An 18,555-nucleotide genomic window follows, 5' to 3' on the forward strand; every position below is an offset into this window, starting at 1 on the left:
GGCCTGTCGGGTGGGCGATCGCGTGGCGGTGCGCGCAACGTGGACTGCGCGTGGTGGTGCACGACGACCGGCCCGGGTCGGGCGCGTCGTCGGTGGCCGCCGGGATGCTGTCGCCGGTCGCCGAGGCGTACTTCGGTGAGCACGAACTCACCGCGCTGCTCGTCGAGTCCGCCGCCCGCTGGCCCGGTTTCGCGACCGAGCTGGCCGGGGCGAGCGGCGTCGACATCGGCTACCGCACCGAGGGCACGCTCGTCGTCGGGCTCACCGCCGACGACCTGGCCGAGGCGAGGCGGCTGTGGTCGTACCAGCAGGGCCTGGAACTGCCGATCACGCCGCTGCGTCCCTCGGAGCTGCGCGACCGCGAGCCGGCGTTGGCGCCGCGCGTGCGCGGCGGCGCTGTCGCGCCCGGCGACCACCAGGTCGACCCGCGGCGGCTGGTCGTCGCGCTGCGCACGGCCGCCGAGCGCGCCGGCGTGGAGCTGCGCCCGGCGCGCGTCGGCGCGCTGTCCGAGGTGGACGCGCGGGTCACTGTGGTCGCGGCCGGCTGCGGCGCGGCGGCGCTGACCGGCCTGCCGGTCCGCCCGGTGAAGGGCCAGGTGCTGCGGCTGCGCGCGCCGGGTGGCGGTCCGCCGGGCTTCCGGCACGTGATCCGGGGGTACGCGGACAGCGAGCCGGTCTACCTGGTGCCCCGGGACAGCGGCGAGGTCGTGGTCGGGGCGACGGTCGAGGAGCGCGCGGACACCGCTGTCACCGCCGGTGGCGTGCTGACACTGCTGCGCGCCGCCACGGAGCTGGTGCCGGAACTCGTCGAGTACGAGCTGGTGGAGGCAGTCGCCGGGCTGCGCCCCGGTACGCCGGACAACGCGCCGATCATCGGGCCGCTGCCCGGGCAGCCGGGTGTGCTCGCCGCGACCGGACATCACCGGCACGGCATCGTGCTCGCCCCGGTCACCGCCGACCTGGTCACCGAGCTGATCGTCACCGGCGAGCCGGATCCCGCGCTCGCCCCCTTCACCCCGGACCGCTTCGGGAAGGAGCGCACGTGGAACTGATCGTCAACGGCACCGGCCGGACGCTGCCCGAGGGCGTCACCGTCGCCGAGGTGGTCCGCACCGTCACCGACCGGGAGCGCGGGCTCGCCGTGGCGGTGAACGGCGAGGTGGTGCCGCGCGGCGGCTGGTCGGCGAGCGTCCTGCAGGTCGGCGACCGGGTCGAGGTGCTCAGCGCCACCCAGGGCGGGTGAGCAGGATGTCCACGCTTGAGATCGGTGGGGTCGGGTTCGGCTCCCGGCTCATCCTCGGCACCGGTGGCGCGGCGAACCTGCACGTGCTGGAGGCGGCGATCCGCGCGGCCGGCACCGAGCTGGTGACGCTGGCGCTGCGCCGGGTCGACACCACGCCCGGCGGGTCGGGTGGCCTGCTCGACCTGGTGGAGCGGTGCGGCGTACGGCTGCTGCCGAACACCGCCGGCTGCCGTACCGCGGTGGAGGCGGTGAAGACGGCGCACCTGGCCCGGGAGGCGTTCGACACCGACTGGGTGAAGCTTGAGGTGATCGGCGACGAGCGCACGCTCCTGCCCGACGGGGTGGAGCTGCTGCGCGCCGCCGAGGAGCTGGTCGCGGACGGGTTCACCGTGCTGCCGTACACGTCGGACGATCCGGTGCTCGCGCGGCGGCTGGCCGACGTGGGATGCGCGGCGGTGATGCCGGCCGGGTCGCCGATCGGCTCCGGGCTGGGCATCGGCAACCCGCACCACATCCGGCTGATCCGGGCGGCGGTCGACGTGCCGGTGGTGCTCGACGCGGGCATCGGCACCGCCTCCGACGCCGCCCTCGCCATGGAGCTGGGTTGTGACGCGGTGCTGCTCGCCAGCGCCGTGACCCGGGCCGCCGACCCGGTCGCGATGGCCACGGCGATGCGCTACGCGGTCGAGGCCGGCCGCCTGGCGTACGGCGCGGGCCGCATCACCCGCCGCTTCCACGCCCTGCCGTCCACCCCCGACGAGGGACGGCCCGACCTGTGACCACCTCACGCGTAGCGGATCTTGGTACGGAGGCGCCCCCCGAGGGGCGGCCGCGTACCAAGATCCAGGGCGGGCCGAGCGGGGTCGTGCTGCTGACCGATCGGCGGGTGGCCCGGGGGGCGCTCGTCGACGTGGTGGCGGCTGCCGTGGGTGGGGGAGTGCGGTGGGTGGTGCTGCGGGAAAAGGACCTGCCGCGCGCCGAACGCCTCGCGCTCGCCGTCGACCTGCGCGCGATCCTCGCCGACGCGGGCGGCACGCTCGTCGTCGCCGGACCCGACCCGCTCGACGGGGACGCGGTGCACCTACCGGCTGCCGGCCCGTACCCGCCGCCCGCCGTCGGCCTGGTCGGCCGCTCCTGCCACGACACCGCCGAGCTGGCCCGCCTCACCACCGAGCACTACGCCACCCTGTCCCCGCTCTACGAGACAAAGACAAAACCCGGCTACGGCCCTGTGTTGGGACCGGGCGGATTGAGCGAGCTGATCGCGGTCAGCCCCGTGCCCGTCCTCGCGCTGGGCGGCATCGAGAACCCGGACCAGGTCCACGCATGCGTCGAGGCGGGCGCCGCCGGAGTAGCCGTGCTGGGCGCGATCATGCGCGCGGACGACCCGAGAGAAACCGCCACCACGCTGGGCAGAGCCTTCCAGGAGGCGGCCACCCACTTGGCGCGCACCCACCCCGCGCGATCCGACGCAAGCCCGCACGCGACAGGGCTGCGGCCGACCGTGCCCACGGAGGGATCAAGCCTGACCGCCCGGAGTGGGCACGGTCGGCCGCAGCCCCGAACCGCAACCACTGTCGGCCGCAGCCGTCAAACCACCGGAGAAGACCAGTGACGCCGAAAACAGTTCTCAGCATCGCCGGATCCGACTCCGGAGCAGGCGCCGGCATCCAGGCCGACCTCAAGACGTTCGCCGCGCTCGGCGCGTACGGCACGAGCGTGCTCACCGCTGTCACCGCGCAGAGCACCAGGGGCGTGGACGCCGTCCTGCCGCTGCCCCCGCAGACGGTGCGCGACCAGATGGACAGCGTGCTCGGCGACTTCGACGTGCGGGCCGTGAAGAGCGGCATGCTCGGTACCCCGGCGGTCGCCGACGCGGTAGCCGAGGCGGCCCGGGCCGGGCGGCTGCCACACCTGGTCGTCGACCCGGTACTGGTTGCCACCAGTGGGCACCGGCTCGGCGTGGTGGAGGCGGTCGAGCGGCTCCTGCCGTACGCGGAAGTGGCGACGCCGAACTGCGCGGAGGCCGCGGCCCTCACCGGAGCCCCGGTGGGCACGGTCGAGGAAATGGTGGCGGCGGCCGAGGCGCTGGCGGCGCGCGGACCGGCGTTCGTGGTGGTGACCGGCGGTGACGTGGACGCCGACGGCGAGTCGGTGGACGTCCTGTCGGGCGGCGGAACCACTCGGCTGCTGCGCGCGCCCCGGGTGGACACCCGGCACAACCACGGCACCGGCTGTTCGTTCTCGGCCGCCGTCGCGGTCCGGCTCGCCGCGGGTGACGCGGTGCCGGTCGCGGTGGCGGCCGCCAAGGAGTACGTCACACGCGCGCTGACCGGCGCGCGGACCTGGGAGCTGGGCGCGGGACGCGGCCCGCTGGACCACTTCGGCTGGTCCGCATGAGCGACAGGGAGGCTGTCATGCAGGCACGTCGCAAGGTGTACGTGGAAGGGTCGCGCCCGGACATCCGGGTGCCGTTCGCCGAGGTGCCGCTGACCGGGGACAACCCACCGGTACGGCTCTACGACACCTCCGGTCCCGGCTCCGACCCGGAGGTGGGGCTGCCCGCGCTGCGCGGGCCGTGGATCGCCGAGCGCGGCGACGTCGCCCCGGTACGCGGCGCCGGTACGCCGCTGGCCGGAACCCGTCCGACTCAGCTCGCGTACGCGCGGGCCGGGATCGTCACGCCGGAGATGGAGTTCGTGGCGATCCGGGAGTCGGTGTCGCCGGAGTTCGTGCGGGACGAGATCGCGGCCGGTCGGGCCGTGCTGCCGCTGAACGTGAACCACCCGGAGTGCGAGCCGGCGATCATCGGCAAGGCGTTCCTGGTGAAGGTCAACGCGAACATCGGCACCTCGGCTGTCACCTCGTCGGTGGCCGAGGAGGTGGAGAAGCTGACCTGGGCCACGCGGTGGGGCGCGGACACCGTGATGGACCTGTCCACCGGCAAGCGTATTCACGAGACGCGCGAGGCGATCGTGCGGAACGCGCCGGTGCCGATCGGCACGGTGCCGATCTACCAGGCGCTGGAGAAGGTCGGCGGTGACCCGGTGAAGCTGAGCTGGGAGGTGTTCCGCGAGACCGTCATCGAGCAGGCGGAGCAGGGCGTCGACTACATGACCGTGCACGCCGGGGTGCTGCTGCCGTACGTGCCGCTGGCGGTGGACCGGGTGACGGGCATCGTGTCCCGGGGTGGCTCGATCATGGCGGCCTGGTGCCTGGCGCACCACGAGGAGAACTTCCTCTACACCAACTTCCGGGAGCTGTGTTCGCTGCTCGCGAAGTACGACGTGACGTTCTCCCTCGGTGACGGCCTGCGCCCCGGTTCCATCGCGGACGCCAACGACGAGGCGCAGTTCGCCGAGCTGCGCACGCTCGGCGAACTGACGAAGATCGCCTGGGAGTACGACGTCCAGGTGATGATCGAGGGCCCCGGGCACGTGCCGATGCACAAGATCAAGGAGAACGTGGACCTCCAGCAGGAGTGGTGCCACGAGGCGCCGTTCTACACGCTCGGGCCGCTGACCACCGACGTCGCGCCCGCGTACGACCACATCACCTCGGCGATCGGCGCGGCGATGATCGGCATGTTCGGCACCGCCATGCTCTGCTACGTCACCCCGAAGGAGCACCTCGGGCTGCCCGACCGCGACGACGTGAAGGCGGGCGTGATCGCGTACAAGATCGCCGCGCACGCGGCCGACCTGGCCAAGGGGCACCCCGGCGCGCAGGCGTGGGACGACGCGCTCTCCAAGGCCCGGTTCGAGTTCCGCTGGGAAGACCAGTTCAACCTGGCGCTCGACCCGGAGACCGCACGGGCGTACCACGACGCGACGCTGCCCGCCGAGCCCGCCAAGACCGCGCACTTCTGCTCGATGTGCGGCCCGAAGTTCTGCTCCATGAAGATCACGCAGGAGTTGAAGGAGTACGCCGCGCGGGGCATGCGCGACAAGTCGGAGGAGTTCGTCGCCGGCGGGTCACGGGTCTACCTGCCACTGGCGTGACCGGAGCCGGGGCGGGCCTGGTGTCCCGGCCCGCCCCGGTGCTCGTTCAGTCGCGGTGGTGCCGCCCGGTACGCAGCGAGCGGGCGTCGTCGGCGTTGTCGTCCGAGGCGAGACCGGCGACCCAGTCCACGTACTCGTCGTCGGCCGCGGTGGTCGGTTCGGCCGTACGCTCGGCCGGCTCCGGCTCATCCTTGGCCCGGTTGCGCCGGAACAGGCCGCGCCGGGCCTTCGACTTCCCGGCGGGCGCGTCGGCGTCGTCCGGTCCGGAGTGCCGCCCGCGCCGGGAGTCCGCCTCCGTCTCCGTGGCCTCCGGCAGCGCGGCACCCGCCTCGCCCGCCACGGCAGTCGCCGCCTCGGGCCGGGCGAGCGGCATCCCCGCCTCCGGCCGGGCGAGCGGCCCCGCCGGGCGGGCGTTCGTGGCGAGCGCGTCCCAACCGGTGCTCGCACCCGGCTCGGGCAGACCACGGTGCCGGGGACGCGGCGCCGGCTCGCCCGGGGCGACCGCGTCCGCGGCGTCCCGGTCCGGCGCGTCCGGTTCGGCGGTCGCGCGGTCCGGCCGGCCCGCCGGGGTGATCGGCCAGGCCGGGCGCACCTCGCCGGGCTGCCCGGTCACGTCCTCGAACATCGCGAACCGCGGCCGGGTCGACGGGGCGGGCGCCTGGTCGTCGAAGAAGAAGCTGCGTCCGGTACGCCCGGTCGGCGCCACCACGTTCGAGTCGGTGCTCGTGTCGTCCCGGTCCGGGTTCGTGGCCTGGGGGGTCGGCTCGGCGTCGGCTCCCCCGCTCGGCGCAGCTTCGGTTCGGCCGCCCGGTGTCGTCGGCGCGGTCTCGGCCGGGCCGGGGGAGGCCGGACCGGTGGCGCGCGGCGCCTTCGGAGTGCGGGTACGCCGGGGGCGTGCGGCGCGGCCGGCCGCGCCGGTGTCTCCGGGGGCTTCGGCCGGTGGCGCGGCGGGGGTGTCACTGCCCGCGTCGGCCGTGACCGGCCCGGCGAGGGCGCCGCTGTCCGTACGCGGGCCGGGAACGTGGCTGTCGGCGGTGGCCGGTGATGCGTCCTTCGCGGTGGTGCCCGCGCCGGCGCTGGGAGTGGTGACGTCTCCGGGGCGGGGTGCTGTGCCGTCGGCGGATGACACCGGCCCGTCGGTAGTCCCGCTGGACCGGCCCGCGCGGGTGCGGCGCGGCCGGGTCACCCGTGGCGTGGTCGCCGCCGCTTCCGGCGCCGGTGCGGCATCGTCCGTGCCGGTGCCGGTGCCGGTGCCGGTGCCGGTGCCGGTGGCGGTGGCGGTCTCGCTGTCGGCCGGAATGCCGGTGGCCTGCCCGGACGCTCCATCGGTGGCTTCGGAACCGGCGGCCGGGTCGGGAGCGGCCGGACGGTCCGTGGTGGCCGCCTCGCCGGTGCTGTCCGCGTGGGCCGTGCCCGGACCCGTGCCCGGACCCGCGACCGGGTCGGGGCGGCCCGCGGCGAGGACGTCGATGGCCGAGGTCCGGCGCCCCGGGGGCAGCAGACCCGGCATGGGCTGGCCGTGGCTCGTGTCGGCGACGGCCGGGCGCTCACCCGCCGGCCGTTCCGCAGCGGTCGGCAGATCGGCGGCGGGCAGATCCGCGAGGGCCGGCCGGCCGGCGGCGGGAAGATCGGTACCGGCCGGAGCCGTCGCCGTGGCCGAGCCGCCGGGCTCCGGCCAGTTCCAGTGCGCGGGCGCGGCGGCGCCGCTCGTCACCGGAGGCACGGGCGGCGCGGCCGGTACGCCCGGAGCGGCCGAGTGCGGCAGCGGCGCGAGGATGTCGGTGGCCTCGATTGCATCGGGATCGCCGTCGGCGGTGACCGGCCGGGGCAGCATCGTGGTGGCGGTCGAGCCGAGCGCACCGGCGACGACAGCGATCAGCGCGCCGTAGTAGGGCGCGATCTGGTACCTGTCGGTCGCCGCGCCCGGGCCGGCAGTCAGGTAGGCGAACGCGACGAGCACCGGACCGGCCGCGCCGGCCGCGCCACCGACCAGCGGCGGCCATCCGGCGCGGCGGGCCAGCACGCCGACCGCGCCACCGGCGAGCAGGGCCAGCGTGGGCAGCAGCAGCATGGACAGGCGCTGCGCGGCCGCCGGGTCCAGCCAGGACGGTTCGAGGACGCCGAGCCGGACGGATGCCAGCGGGCGGTCCGAGACGATGGTGGGCGCGACGGACAGCAGCGCCAGCAGCCAGACGATCCCGGCGGTGATCGCCACACCCCAGCCGAATGGCGGCTTCAGCAGTACGGCGATCGCCGCGCCCGCGCCGACCACCGCGCCGAGCGCGGCGCAGACACCGGCGGCCCAGACCGGGTCGACGGATCCGGCCAGCTCGGCCGCGCGGGCCGGTTGCATGCACAGCGGGGCGACCACCGTCGCGCCCAGCGCGCTGACGCCGGCGATGGAGAGCAGTTCGGTGGTGCCGCCGGGGAGGTCGTCGCGGCGGGCGAAGCGCTCGGTGAGGACGGCTCCGGCGACCGTGGCGACCACGGCGAACCAGCCCACCCAGACGAGCTGGGCGGGCCACCTGTTCACCGAGGCGTCGACGAACGCGCCGTCGAGGCGGACGACTCCGAAGCCGTACGCGATGCCCAACTGGCCGGCCCCGGCCAGTACGCTCACTCCGAGCGCCGTGAGCAGCAGCCTGCCCCACGTCCGAAAGGCCATGTCCGGCACGTTACGGCCCGGTGCCCCCGATCGCCACCTTGCCGCCGCGCGGCGCGGCGAACCTGCCGGCGTGGCTACTTCAGCTCGACCAGGCGGGCGAGGTAGGTGGTGTCGCCGACGTTGGTCAGCATGTGCACCGCGCCCGGATCCCGGTAGACGACGCCGCCGGTCGGCTCGTCGGCGTCGATGGTGGTGCCGTCGATCGTCTGCACCACGTTCTTCGCGCCCTGGACCGCCACCACCAGGTACGGGTGGTCGTGGCGGTGCAGCGGCTGCCGCTCACCCGGCTCCAGCCGGATGTGCCAGACCCGTACGCGGTCGTTCTCGTACACGATCTCCTGGCCCACCGGGCCGAGTTCGAGGTCGGCGGAGAGTTCGGTCATCGCGGTCCGTCCAGTTGGGGGAGCACCTCGGCGGCGATGAGCTCCACGTGGTCGAGGTCGTCGAAGTCGATCAGGCGCAGGTGCACCCGGGTGGCCCCGATCGCGGCGAACTCGCCGATCCGGTCCACGAGCTGGGCGGGGGAGCCGACCACCGGGTCCTCCGGCGGCAGCGCGCTCGTGACGTGCAGCGGGGCGGCCCGGCGCTGCGCCTCGGCGTCGGTGCGTCCGATCGCCACGACGATGCCGGCGGAGAGCGTCAGCGGGGCCCGGCCGGAGGCGTCCCGGCCGGTGCGGTCGCACGCCTCCCGGACCCGGTCGTACGCGGAGGCGGTCTCGGCCACGCTCTTGAACGGCATGTTGAACTCGTCGGCGTAGCGGGCGGCCAGCTCGGGCGTGCGCTTCGGTCCCCGGCCGCCGACGATCACCGGCGGGCCGGGCTGCTGCACCGGTTTGGGCAGCGTCGGCGCGTCGACCAGGCGGTAGTGCTCGCCGGTGAAGCTGTACGTCTCGTCGGCCGGGGTGCGCCACAGCCCGGTGACGATCTCCAGCTGCTCGGCGAGCCGGTCGAAGCGTTCGCTGACCGGCGGGAACGGGATGCCGAACGCGGTGTGCTCACGCTCATACCAGCCGGCGCCGATGCCCAGCTCGACCCGGCCGCCGCTCATCCGGTCGACCTGGGCGACCATGACGGCGAGCGGCCCGGGGAGCCGGAACGTGGCGGACGTGACGAGCGTGCCGAGCCGGATCCGGGAGGTCTCCCGGGCCAGTGCGGCGAGCGTCAGCCAGGCGTCGGTGGGGCCGGGCAGCGCCGGCTCGTCCCCCATCGCCCGGTAGTGGTCGGCCCGGAAGAAGCCCTCGAAGCCGGTCTCCTCGACCAGCCGGGCGAACCGGAGCTGGTCGTCGTAGTCCGCTCCGCGGTGGGGTTCGGTGAAGACCGAGACCCGCATGGTCACCGTCCTCCCACGGGTACGCCGGGGGCGTCCCGCTCCATCAGCAGTTCGTGCAGCTCGGCGCTGATCCGCGCGACGTCGGCCAGGTGTTCGTGCCGGCCGAGCGTGCGGGGCCGGGGGACGTTCACCTCGACCACCTCGCGGATCCGGCCGGGGCGCGGGCTGAGCACGACGACCCGGTCGGCGAGCAGCACCGCCTCGTCGATCGAGTGGGTGACGAAGACGATCGTGGCCTTCGTCTCCATGTGCACCCGCTGGAGTTCGCCGGAAAGTTCCTCGCGGGTGAGCGCGTCGAGCGCGGAGAACGGCTCGTCCATGAGCATCACCCGGGGTGAGCCGATGAGCGACCGGCAGAGCGAGACGCGCTGCTGCATGCCACCGGACAGCTCGTGCGGGAGCCGCTTCTCGAAGCCGCCCAGCCCGGCCATCTCCAGCAGCTGGCGGGCGCGGTCGCGGTGCTCGGCCCGGCGCCAGCCGAAGATCTCCACCGGCAGCAGCACGTTGTCCAGCACCGTGCGCCAGGGCAGCAGGGCCGGCCGCTGGAACAGCATGGCCACGTCGCGGCGGGGCTTCGTGATCGGCGTACCGGCCACGGTGATCTCGCCGCCGCTGACCGGGAGCAGGCCGGCGATCATGCGCAGGAGCGTGGACTTGCCACAGCCGGACCGGCCGAGTACGGCGACGAACTCGCCTTCGGCGACGTCGAGGTCGATGCCGCGCAGCGCCTCCACCTGCCCGGATCGGCCGTCGAAGGTGCGGGACACCCCGGACAGTCGGATCATCTTCCGCCGGCTCCCTTCCACGTCGTCCGAATGCGAGCCGGGCTAGCGTAGCGGACGGTGCTTATAGCACTGTCCGGGGTGGACGTCAGTCCGCTTTCCGTCACGCAACTTCGTTTCCGTTCCGCAACCGGGACGGAGGGAGCGCGCCATCCGCCTTCTCGTACGCTGTTGCGCGCGAAGAGTCCCCTCACGACGGTCCAGTCGGCCCAACCCTCCTGCCGGCCCCGTCGGACCCACGACCCGACCGGCGAGAAAGTCCTGGTCGGAAAGGACATGGTGCACTGATGAGAAGGCTGACCCGTACGGTCGCCGCCGCGGCTCTGGCTACCGCCCTCGCCCTCGTGGGCGGCTGCAGCAGCGACTCGGACAAGTCCGAGAGCGGCGGCGGAAACGGCGGCGCGCTGGAAAAGGTGACGTACCTCACCTCGTTCGGCAACTTCGGCCGTGACTCCTACGCCTGGGTGGCGAAGGACAAGGGCTTCTTCAAGGAGGCCGGTTTCGACGTCGACATCAAGCCCGGCCAGGGCACCGGCTCCGTCATCCAGACCATCACCGGCGGGCAGGCCCAGTTCGGCCCGATCGACCTGACCGGTGGCATCCTCCAGCTCGGCAACGGCCTGGCGAAGGACTTCGTGGCGGTGGCCGCGATCCAGCAGCGCACCATGGCCGCGATCGTCACGGTCGAGGGCAAGAACATCGCCACCCCGAAGGACCTCGAGGGCAAGAAGCTCGCGGACACCCCCTCCTCCGTCGTGCGCAACCTCTTCCCCACGTACGCGCGGCTCGCCGGCATCGACGGCAGCAAGGTGACCTGGGTCAACGGTGAGGCGCAGAGCCTGATGCCGATGCTCGGCTCCGGCTCGGTGGACGGCATCGGCCAGTTCGTCGTCGGCCAGCCGACGGTGGAGACGGTGACCAAGAAGAAGCCGGTCATCCTGCCGTACAGCAACGTGATGCAGGACCTCTACGGCAACGCGCTGATCACCTCCACGAAGCTCGCCAAGGAGAAGCCGGAGATGGTGAAGAAGTTCACCGCCGCGCTGCTCAAGGGCCTGGAGTACTCGCTGGCGCACCCGGACGAGGCCGCCGAGATCCTGAAGAAGAACGTGCCGGCCGCCGTCCCGGCCGCGGCCTCCGCCGAGCTTCAGCTGATGGCCGCGTACGTCCGGTCGAGCAACTCCGGCACCGCGATCGGCACGCTGGACAGCGGCCGGGTGGCCAAGAGCATCGCCCTGCTGAAGGGCGCGGGCGCGCTCAAGCAGGACCTCACCCCGGACCAGATCATCGACTTCGACCTCGCGCCGAAGGCCTGACCGGTCCGCTCGGGCCAACGGGGGTGCGACCCGCCGGACACCCGGCGGGGCGCACCCCCTTCCCGTGCCGGTCGCACCGACCGGCGCAGAGAGGAGGACACGTTGACACAGTTGACCGAGGCCCGGCCGGAGGCGCCGCAGCCGCGCCCGGCGGTCCGGCGCGGGTTCGCCGTACGTCCGGCTGCGGTCGGGCTGCCGGCGCTCGGCCTGGTGATCGCGGTGGCCGGCTGGTGGCTGGTCACCTCGGGGCTGAACCTGGTGCACCCGGCCGCGCTGCCGCCGCCGCAGGCGGTGGGGGAGTCCCTCGCGAACGCCACCGACGTGCTGCTGCCCGCGTTGGGCATCACCACCTGGATGACGGTGCTCGGCTTCCTGCTCTCGTCGGCCGCCGGGGTGCTGATCGGGATGGCGCTGGCCGCGTCCCGCCGGGTCGAGCGGATGTTCGCGCCGTTGCTGGTGGCCGTGAACGCGGTCCCGAAGATCGCGTTCGGGCCGCTGCTGGTGGTGGCCGTCGGCTGGGGTCAGAAACCCATTCTGACCATGGTGTTCCTGCTCTGCTTCTTCCCGATCGTGCTCTCCACCGCCACCGGCCTGACCACCACGCCGGCGGACCTGGCGGAGCTGAGCCGGTCGCTGAACGCCTCGTGGTGGCAGTCGTTCCGCAAGGTGCGCTTCCCGTCCGCGCTGCCGCAGATCTTCGTCGGGCTCAAGGTGGCCATGCCGCTGGCCGCGATCGGCGCGGTGATCGGCGAGTTCTACTCGGACCGTCCCGGTCTGGGCTACCAGATCCTGCAGTACAACGGCGTCGGCGACACCGCCACCGCCTGGGCGGCGATCGTGCTGGTGGCCCTGATGAGCATCGCGCTCTACGCCGCCCTCAGCCTCGTCGAGCGCCTGGCCCTGCCCTGGGTGAAGGCCACCACCTCAGCCCGCTGACCACAACCAGGTAACCCGACGTCGGCCGAGAACCCAGAAGGAAACCTCAACCCACGGATGGCGGCCGACCACGACAGGCGTGGCCCCACCGCAACCGGCGCAGGGATCAAGCCTGACCGCCCGGAGCCGGTTGCGGTGGGGCCACGCCCCAACAGTGACTAACCGGCGAGCCGCCAACGCCCACCACGAGCCACCAGCGTCGTCAACGCCTGCGGCATCAACCCGGAGTGGTTGTCCGGCGTCATCCGGATCGGCCCGGACAGCCCGTCCAGCTGCGAGGTCTCCAGCACGTCGCGCAGCGCGTCCCGGTCGACAGTGCCCGGTTCGCCACCGGCGCGCTGCTCGGCGTCGACGATCAGCTGGACCGCGTCGGCCGCGAACGAGGAGAAGCCGTTGTAGCCGCCGAAGCGGGCGGTGTACTCCTGGAACCACTGCCGGCGCGCCGCCTTGGCCGGTGTGGTGGCGATCACGTCGTCGATCACCATGGTCTGCGTGAAGATCAGCGTGGCCTCTTCGGTGGAGCGGGCCGACGGGCCCAGGAAGAGGTCGCCGGCGGCCGCGGCGTCGAAGAACAGCGACCCGCGGAACTTGCTCTGCCGGGCCGTGGTCGCGGCCAGCGTCGCCTGCTCCGGCGTGGTCCAGAGGATCAGGGCCTGCGGCTTGGCGGCGATCAATTCGTTGACCTGCGTGCCGACCTCGGTGTCGGTGAGCCGCACCGATTCGTTGCCGACCAGCCGCACCGTGGTCTTTTCCAGTTCCCGGCGCAGCGCGGTGAGCCCTTCCTGGCCGTAACCGTCGGCGCTGTGCAGCAGCGCGACCTTGCGGATGTCGCGCCGGTCCAGTTCGGTGGCGAGCGCGGCGGCGCTGTCGGCGGCGTTCGGGGCGAGCCTGAAGACATATCGCCGTTCGCCCACCGGTTCGGTGACCGCGCTCGAGGAGGCCAGTGCGATCGTCGGAATGCGCTTCTCGCCGATGGTGCGGGCCGCGCCCACCGCGCATTCGTTGCAGCCGCCCATGATGACGGCGCTCACCCGTGAGTCGCCGCTGAAATCATTGATGTTCCGCAAGGACTCCGCAGCGTCGGAGCGGTTGTCCTTGACCCGCAGATCGATCTTCCGGCCGCCCAGCGCACCGGACGAGTTCAACTGCTCGACCTTCAGTTCCAGCGCCCGCTGGTACACCTTGCCGACCGGCGCGGACGCGCCGGAGAGTTCCAGGTCGGCGGCGATGACGATGGGGCTGGTGTCCTGCGGTTCCCCGCCGATCCCGCAGCCGGTGAGCGTGGTGGCCAGCACGGCCGATGCGAGCGCCGCGATGCTCGCGGAGCGGATGGGGCTCAACTCAGTCCTCCAGGTGCGGCGCGGGCCGACGCCCGATCACCGCCGCTAGTCCGTCCTCAGTGGAGGAACGGGATTGGTGTGCCGTACGGTGTGCGCGAAGCCTGCAAAACCTTGCCAATGCCGGGGCCTGTGGTCAAGCCGGGATCTCGAGTGCTGTTTCGGGACAGCCATCCCACATGCTGGGGACACGGAACATTAACTGACAATTACTGCACAGAAGCGTGTGACCACTCTGGAGTGACATCCCCTGATCAGGGGGTTGGAGAAAAGAAGGTATTAGGTGATCGGATCACGGGTTGCGCCGACCCCGACCGTTTCCTGCCTCCCTGCGGCTTCCCAAACACGATCTCGTCTGATGAAATCGCGGCCGTGCCGCGCGTGGCGCTGGCCGCTGCACCAGGCACGGGTCAGTGGGTCGCGCGTGGAAGAAACGACGGAGGCGATGTCGTGAGCACCGGACCTACGACCCTGCCCGGGAGCCCCAACGCCGAACAGCGGAACCGGCGACGGCGCCTGCCGAGGCTGCGCGACGCGCGGATCCGCTCGAAACTCGCCCTCATCCTGGTCGTTCCGGTCGCGGCTGTCATCGCACTGGCAACTATCCGACTCGTCTCGGTGGGACAGGGCGCGTACGAGGCGGACCGGGTCCGGTCGCTGACGGCCGTGTCGGTGGACATCTCGGCACTCACCCAGGACCTCCACAAGGAGCGGATGGCCGCGGCGTTCTTCCTGGCCAAGCCGGACGAGAAGCCGGACGCGTACAACCTGCGGGTGCGCCAGACCGACGAGCGCATCGCGGCGTACCAGGAGGAGCGGCGCCGGCTCGGTGACGTGCCGGGCGCGGTCAGCAACCAGCTCAAGGTCATCGACGCCCACCTGTCCACGTTGAACGGCGTGCGCCAGGAGGTGCTGGACCGGTCGCAGATGCCGGTGGCCGAGGCCAGCCTGCGCTACGGCATCGTCCTGGACGACCTGGTCGCGTACAGCGACGCCCTGGCACAGCAGCCGGGCGCGGAGAGCCTGGCCGACGCCCGCCGCGCAGTGGCCGCGTTCGCCCACGCCAAGTCCGCGGTGGCCGAGGAACAGGCGGTCGCCTTCACCGCGCTCGGCGCCGGCCGGATCGACGAGGAGCAGTTCTCCTCCTTCGTGGCCACCCTGACCAGTCAGCAGGAGGCGCTGCTCACCTTCTCCCGGTCCGCGACGCCGGCCCAGCGGGCCCTGGTGGACCGCACCGTCTCCGGTGACGCCGTCCAGCTCGCCGACCGGGTCGCCGCCGACCTGTCCCGCTCGGTCGGGCGTCCCGCGCTCGTCACCCGGCAGGAGGCGTCCGACGCCATCGGCGCGGTCGACGAGCTGATGCGGTGGGCGGAGATCCAGCTCCTGGACGACCTGCTCGCCGACGCCGACGAGGTACGCGCCGACGTGATCCAGCAGGCGGTCGTGGAGGGCCTGCTGGTGCTGATCACGCTGGCCGTCGCGGTGACGCTCGCCGTGGTGCTCGCCCGGTCGCTGAACGACTCGCTGCGCCGGCTGCGTGAGGGCGCGCTCGCGGTGGCGAACCACGACCTGCCGGACGCGGTGAGCCGGCTGCAGAACGTCAACGCCATCGGTGACGGCGGCGTGGACGAGATCGTCCAGCAGGTCCGGGACCCGATCAAGCTGACCAACCGCGACGAGGTCGGCCAGGTGGCCGTCGCCTTCAACGTGGTCCACCGGGAGGCGGTGCGGGTGGCGGCCGAGCAGGCCGCGCTGCGCACGAGCGTCTCGGCGATGTTCCTCAACCTGGCCCGCCGCTCGCAGAGCCTGGTCGACCGCATGATCGGCGAGCTGGACGCGATCGAGCGGTCCGAGGAGGACCCGAAGCGTCTGGCGCAGCTGTTCGAGCTGGACCACCTGGCCACCCGGATGCGCCGCAACGACGAGAACCTGCTGGTGCTCGCCGGCGCCGACTCGGCGGTGCCGCGTCGCGACGACGCGCTCCTGGTCGACGTGCTGCGTGCTGCGCAGTCCGAGGTGGAGCTCTACAACCGGATCGAGTTCGGCACCGTCGACACCGACATCTCGGTGGCCGCCCACGCCGTCAACGACGTCGTCCGGCTGGTCGCGGAACTGCTCGACAACGCCACCCGCTTCTCGCCGCCGAACACCTCGGTGGTGGCCGACGGCCGCCGGATCCGCGACTACGTGCTGATCCAGATCGAGGACCGGGGGCTCGGCCTCAGCGACGAACAGCTCGACTCGCTCAACCGGCGTCTGGCCGCGCCGCCGACCGTCGACGTGGCAGCGTTCCGGCTGATGGGTCTGGCCGTGGTGAGCCGGCTCGCCTCCCGGTACGGCATCCGGGTCGAGCTGCGCCGCAACGTCGAGGGCGGCACCGTCGCCCAGGTCACGCTGCCGAACTCGACAGTGGTGCTGCCGGCCAACCGTGGTCAGGCCCCGCTGACCCGGCCGCGCCAGCCGCTGGCCGTCGAGCAGTCGCCGCTGAGCCAGGTCGGCGTCGCCGACGCGCTTGCCGGCGCCGGCCGGGGCGCCGCCACCGCGACGCTCGCCGACGGGTGGCGCGGGGCGACCACCGCCCCGCCCGCCAGGTGGCAGGCGCCCGCCGAGGCGCGGGACACCACTCCCGCCGTACAACTGGGCGGGGCGACCGGCACGTTGCCGGCGGTCCCGGCGCCTCCGGCAACGCCGGCCCCGGTCTCCGGGGCGGGCTGGTCGGCCGGCGGGCCGACGGTGGCGTACCCGGCGCTGGACCCGCTGCCCAAGCGGTCGCCGGGCGTCGAGGCCGCCCAGCCGGTCGCACCTCCGGCCTACCAGCCGCTCGCCGCGGCGCCGGCGGTGGAGACCACCCCGGCGACGCCCGTGGTGGCCCGTCCCGAGCAGCGGGCCGAGGCCCCGATATTCCGGGAGATGGAGGCGGTCTGGTTCCGCTCGCACGGAGAGGACGAGACCACGATCTTCACTCGGCCCACCTTCGACGAGCCGCCCGCGCCGGCCCAGCCGGCCGTGCCGCCGCCCGCGGCGTCGGCTCGCCCGCCCCTGCCCACCCGTACCCCGGGCGCCCAGGCGTCGGGGCTGAGCACGCCGGCCGCGTACCACGCACCGGCCGTGCCGTCCGCGTCACCCGCGGACGCCGCCCCGTCGTCGCCCGCCGTCGCGTCGCCGCCCACGGCTGCCGCGGCACCGCCACCGGCCGCCCCGGCGCCGCCACCCGCCGCCGAGCCCGCACCCGCCATCGACCCGAGCGCCTGGCGTACGGCGGCCGACGAGGGCTGGACGCGGGCCAGCCGGGCCGCGGAGCCCACCACCGGCGGCACCACCCGTTCCGGCCTGCCCAAGCGGGTGCCGCAGGCCCAGCTCGTGCCTGGTGGGATAGAGCCGAAGAGCGGCCGGGACCGCAGCCGGCGCACGCCGGACGAGGTCCGGGGGCTGCTCTCCGCCTACCACCGTGGCGTCCAGCGGGGCCGTACGGCCGGCGCCGACCTGAACAGCACCTCGACCAAGGAGACGAACCGATGAACAGGCCGGCGGCCATGCAGGACATGGGTTGGCTTCTCACCAACTTCGCCGACAGCGTGGCGGGCATCGCCCACGTGGTGGCGGTCTCCGCGGACGGGCTGCTGCTCGCCTCCTCCCGGGATCTGCCGGGGGACCGGGCCGACCAGCTTGCCGCGATCACCTCCGGCGTGGTGAGCCTGACCGAGGGCGCGGCGCGCATGTTCAGCGCCGGCGGGGTGCTGCAGACCGTGATCGAGATGGACAGCGGCTACCTGTTCCTGATGTCCATCAGCGACGGCTCGTCGATGGCCGTGCTCGCGGCGCGCAGCTGCGACGTGGGCCAGGTCGGCTACGAGATGGCGTTGCTCGTGGAACGGGTCGGTCAGGCGCTGGTCCCGCTGCCGAGGGACGCCGTCCGGTCCTGACCGGGCCGCCGAGATGAGCCGGAGCCGCTGCGCTCCGTACGAGGGGAGGTGATCGCGAGATGGAACCGCGACGTGATCCGCGTGGCGCGCTGGTGCGACCGTACGCGGTCACCCGGGGCCGCACCGAGCCGTTGCAGAACATCGCGCTCGAGGCGGTGCTGTCCAGCACGCCCACGCAGTCGGCCGAGGCGCGGTTCGCCGGGCACGACAAGTACCGCATCTCCTCGGTCTGTGAAGGCCGGGCACAGTCGCTGGCGGAAATCGCCGCTTACACCCGGATGCCGCTGGGCGTCACCCGGGTGCTGGTCGCCGACATGGTGGCCGAGGGCCTGCTGACGCTACACACTGCCGCTCCCGCGACGGGTTTCGCGGCGCGGATGAACCTGCTTGGAAGGGTGCTAAGTGGACTTCGCGAACTATGACCCCGACGGGGTGAACCGCGGCCGGGAGATCATCTCCGCGAAGATCGTGGTCGCGGGCGGCTTCGGCGTGGGCAAGACCACGCTGGTCGGTGCGATCTCCGAGATCCAGCCGCTGACCACCGAGGCGCTGATGACCGCCGCCGGCGTGGGCATCGACGACCCGTCGAAGGTGCCGGGCAAGGAGACCACCACGGTCGCCATGGACTTCGGCCGTATCACCATGGCCGAGGACCTGATCCTCTACCTGTTCGGCACCCCGGGCCAGACCCGTTTCTGGTTCATGTGGGACGAGATCATCCGGGGCGCGGTGGGCGCGGCGGTGCTCGTGGACACCCGGCGGATCACCGACGCGTTCGCGCCGCTGGACTACTTCGAGAACCGCAAGCTGCCGTACGTCGTGGCGTTGAACCGCTTCGACGACGCGCCGCACTACGAGATGGAGGAGATCCGGGAGGCGCTCGCCATCTCCCCGGACGTGCCGATGGTCCTGTGCGACGCCCGTCGGCGCGACTCGGTCAAGCAGGTGCTGGTGACAGTGGTCGAGCACGCGATGCTCCGCCTCCAGGCCGAGCACGGCTACCCGGCCTCGGTGGGCTGACC

17 protein-coding genes are annotated in these 18,555 nt (G+C 73.1%); 12 read left to right on the plus strand and 5 right to left on the minus strand.

Annotated elements, in window-relative coordinates:
• The 6 genes from thiO to thiC all read left to right on the plus strand — a co-directional run.
• The coding region (thiO, locus tag BAW75_RS13860; RefSeq protein WP_104113866.1) for a glycine oxidase ThiO at window positions 1-1,052 on the plus strand (1,052 nt) is incomplete at its 5' end.
• Window positions 1,043-1,243, plus strand: coding sequence for a sulfur carrier protein ThiS (thiS, locus tag BAW75_RS13865; protein WP_104113828.1), 201 nt, complete (start codon window positions 1,043-1,045; stop codon window positions 1,241-1,243). The genes thiO and thiS, both read left to right, overlap by 10 nt.
• A 5-nt stretch (window positions 1,244-1,248) precedes the next feature.
• Window positions 1,249-2,022: a thiazole synthase gene (locus tag BAW75_RS13870; protein ID WP_104113829.1), complete on the plus strand. Its 774-nt coding sequence runs from the start codon at window positions 1,249-1,251 to the stop codon at window positions 2,020-2,022.
• A 62-nt stretch (window positions 2,023-2,084) separates the two neighbouring features.
• Window positions 2,085-2,858, plus strand: coding sequence for a thiamine phosphate synthase (locus BAW75_RS13875; RefSeq protein WP_083296967.1), 774 nt, complete (start codon window positions 2,085-2,087; stop codon window positions 2,856-2,858).
• Window positions 2,855-3,643, plus strand: a complete 789-nt coding sequence (thiD, locus tag BAW75_RS13880) for a bifunctional hydroxymethylpyrimidine kinase/phosphomethylpyrimidine kinase (protein WP_104113830.1) — start codon at window positions 2,855-2,857, stop codon at window positions 3,641-3,643. The genes BAW75_RS13875 and thiD overlap by 4 nt, the downstream gene beginning before the upstream one ends.
• A gap of 17 nt (window positions 3,644-3,660) precedes the next feature.
• Window positions 3,661-5,244 (plus strand): phosphomethylpyrimidine synthase ThiC, encoded by a 1,584-nt coding sequence (gene thiC, locus BAW75_RS13885; RefSeq protein ID WP_104113831.1) that lies wholly within the window; start codon window positions 3,661-3,663, stop codon window positions 5,242-5,244.
• Window positions 5,245-5,290: 46 nt separating this feature from the next.
• Here the strand turns inward: thiC and BAW75_RS13890 are convergent, their stop codons facing one another.
• The 4 genes from BAW75_RS13890 to BAW75_RS13905 form a co-directional block, all read right to left on the minus strand.
• Window positions 5,291-7,909 carry a hypothetical protein gene (locus tag BAW75_RS13890; protein WP_104113867.1) on the minus strand — a complete coding sequence of 873 codons (2,619 nt, stop codon included), beginning with the start codon at window positions 7,907-7,909 and terminating at the stop codon, window positions 5,291-5,293.
• Between the two features lie 74 nt (window positions 7,910-7,983).
• Entirely contained in the window at window positions 7,984-8,292 is a 309-nt protein-coding gene (locus tag BAW75_RS13895; protein WP_069087953.1) for a cupin domain-containing protein, read from the minus strand.
• Complete coding sequence (locus tag BAW75_RS13900) at window positions 8,289-9,239, minus strand: LLM class F420-dependent oxidoreductase (RefSeq protein ID WP_104113832.1); 951 nt, start codon at window positions 9,237-9,239, stop codon at window positions 8,289-8,291. The genes BAW75_RS13895 and BAW75_RS13900 overlap by 4 nt, the downstream gene beginning before the upstream one ends.
• Before the next feature lie 2 nt (window positions 9,240-9,241).
• Window positions 9,242-10,024 carry an ABC transporter ATP-binding protein gene (locus tag BAW75_RS13905; protein WP_064446604.1) on the minus strand — a complete coding sequence of 261 codons (783 nt, stop codon included), beginning with the start codon at window positions 10,022-10,024 and terminating at the stop codon, window positions 9,242-9,244.
• A 284-nt stretch (window positions 10,025-10,308) separates the two neighbouring features.
• Here BAW75_RS13905 and BAW75_RS13910 point away from each other — a divergent pair, with 284 nt between their 5' ends.
• The gene (locus tag BAW75_RS13910) at window positions 10,309-11,337 is read left to right on the plus strand and encodes an ABC transporter substrate-binding protein (protein WP_104113833.1); all 1,029 of its coding nucleotides are present in this window, start codon (window positions 10,309-10,311) and stop codon (window positions 11,335-11,337) included.
• A 102-nt stretch (window positions 11,338-11,439) separates the two neighbouring features.
• Window positions 11,440-12,273 carry an ABC transporter permease gene (locus tag BAW75_RS13915; RefSeq protein WP_104113834.1) on the plus strand — a complete coding sequence of 278 codons (834 nt, stop codon included), beginning with the start codon at window positions 11,440-11,442 and terminating at the stop codon, window positions 12,271-12,273.
• Between the two features lie 158 nt (window positions 12,274-12,431).
• On the opposite strand, the gene BAW75_RS13920 is transcribed toward BAW75_RS13915, so the two are convergent.
• Window positions 12,432-13,613, minus strand: coding sequence for an ABC transporter substrate-binding protein (locus tag BAW75_RS13920; RefSeq protein WP_043328278.1), 1,182 nt, complete (start codon window positions 13,611-13,613; stop codon window positions 12,432-12,434).
• Between the two features lie 447 nt (window positions 13,614-14,060).
• Here BAW75_RS13920 and BAW75_RS13925 point away from each other — a divergent pair, with 447 nt between their 5' ends.
• The 4 genes from BAW75_RS13925 to BAW75_RS13940 are packed head-to-tail and all read left to right on the plus strand — an operon-like array spanning window position 14,061 to window position 18,553.
• Window positions 14,061-17,129 carry a sensor histidine kinase gene (locus tag BAW75_RS13925; protein ID WP_104113835.1) on the plus strand — a complete coding sequence of 1,023 codons (3,069 nt, stop codon included), beginning with the start codon at window positions 14,061-14,063 and terminating at the stop codon, window positions 17,127-17,129.
• On the plus strand, window positions 17,126-17,533 hold the full coding sequence (locus BAW75_RS13930) for a roadblock/LC7 domain-containing protein (RefSeq protein ID WP_013288588.1): 408 nt from the start codon (window positions 17,126-17,128) through the stop codon (window positions 17,531-17,533). Before BAW75_RS13925 ends, BAW75_RS13930 begins: the two co-directional genes overlap by 4 nt.
• Window positions 17,534-17,592: 59 nt before the next feature.
• Window positions 17,593-17,955 (plus strand): DUF742 domain-containing protein, encoded by a 363-nt coding sequence (locus BAW75_RS13935; protein ID WP_030501578.1) that lies wholly within the window; start codon window positions 17,593-17,595, stop codon window positions 17,953-17,955.
• Window positions 17,936-18,553 carry a GTP-binding protein gene (locus BAW75_RS13940; protein ID WP_030501577.1) on the plus strand — a complete coding sequence of 206 codons (618 nt, stop codon included), beginning with the start codon at window positions 17,936-17,938 and terminating at the stop codon, window positions 18,551-18,553. Before BAW75_RS13935 ends, BAW75_RS13940 begins: the two co-directional genes overlap by 20 nt.
• Window positions 18,554-18,555: the final 2 nt, after the last annotated feature.

The sequence above is a fragment of the Micromonospora chalcea genome (assembly GCF_002926165.1).
Taxonomy (GTDB): domain Bacteria; phylum Actinomycetota; class Actinomycetes; order Mycobacteriales; family Micromonosporaceae; genus Micromonospora; species Micromonospora chalcea.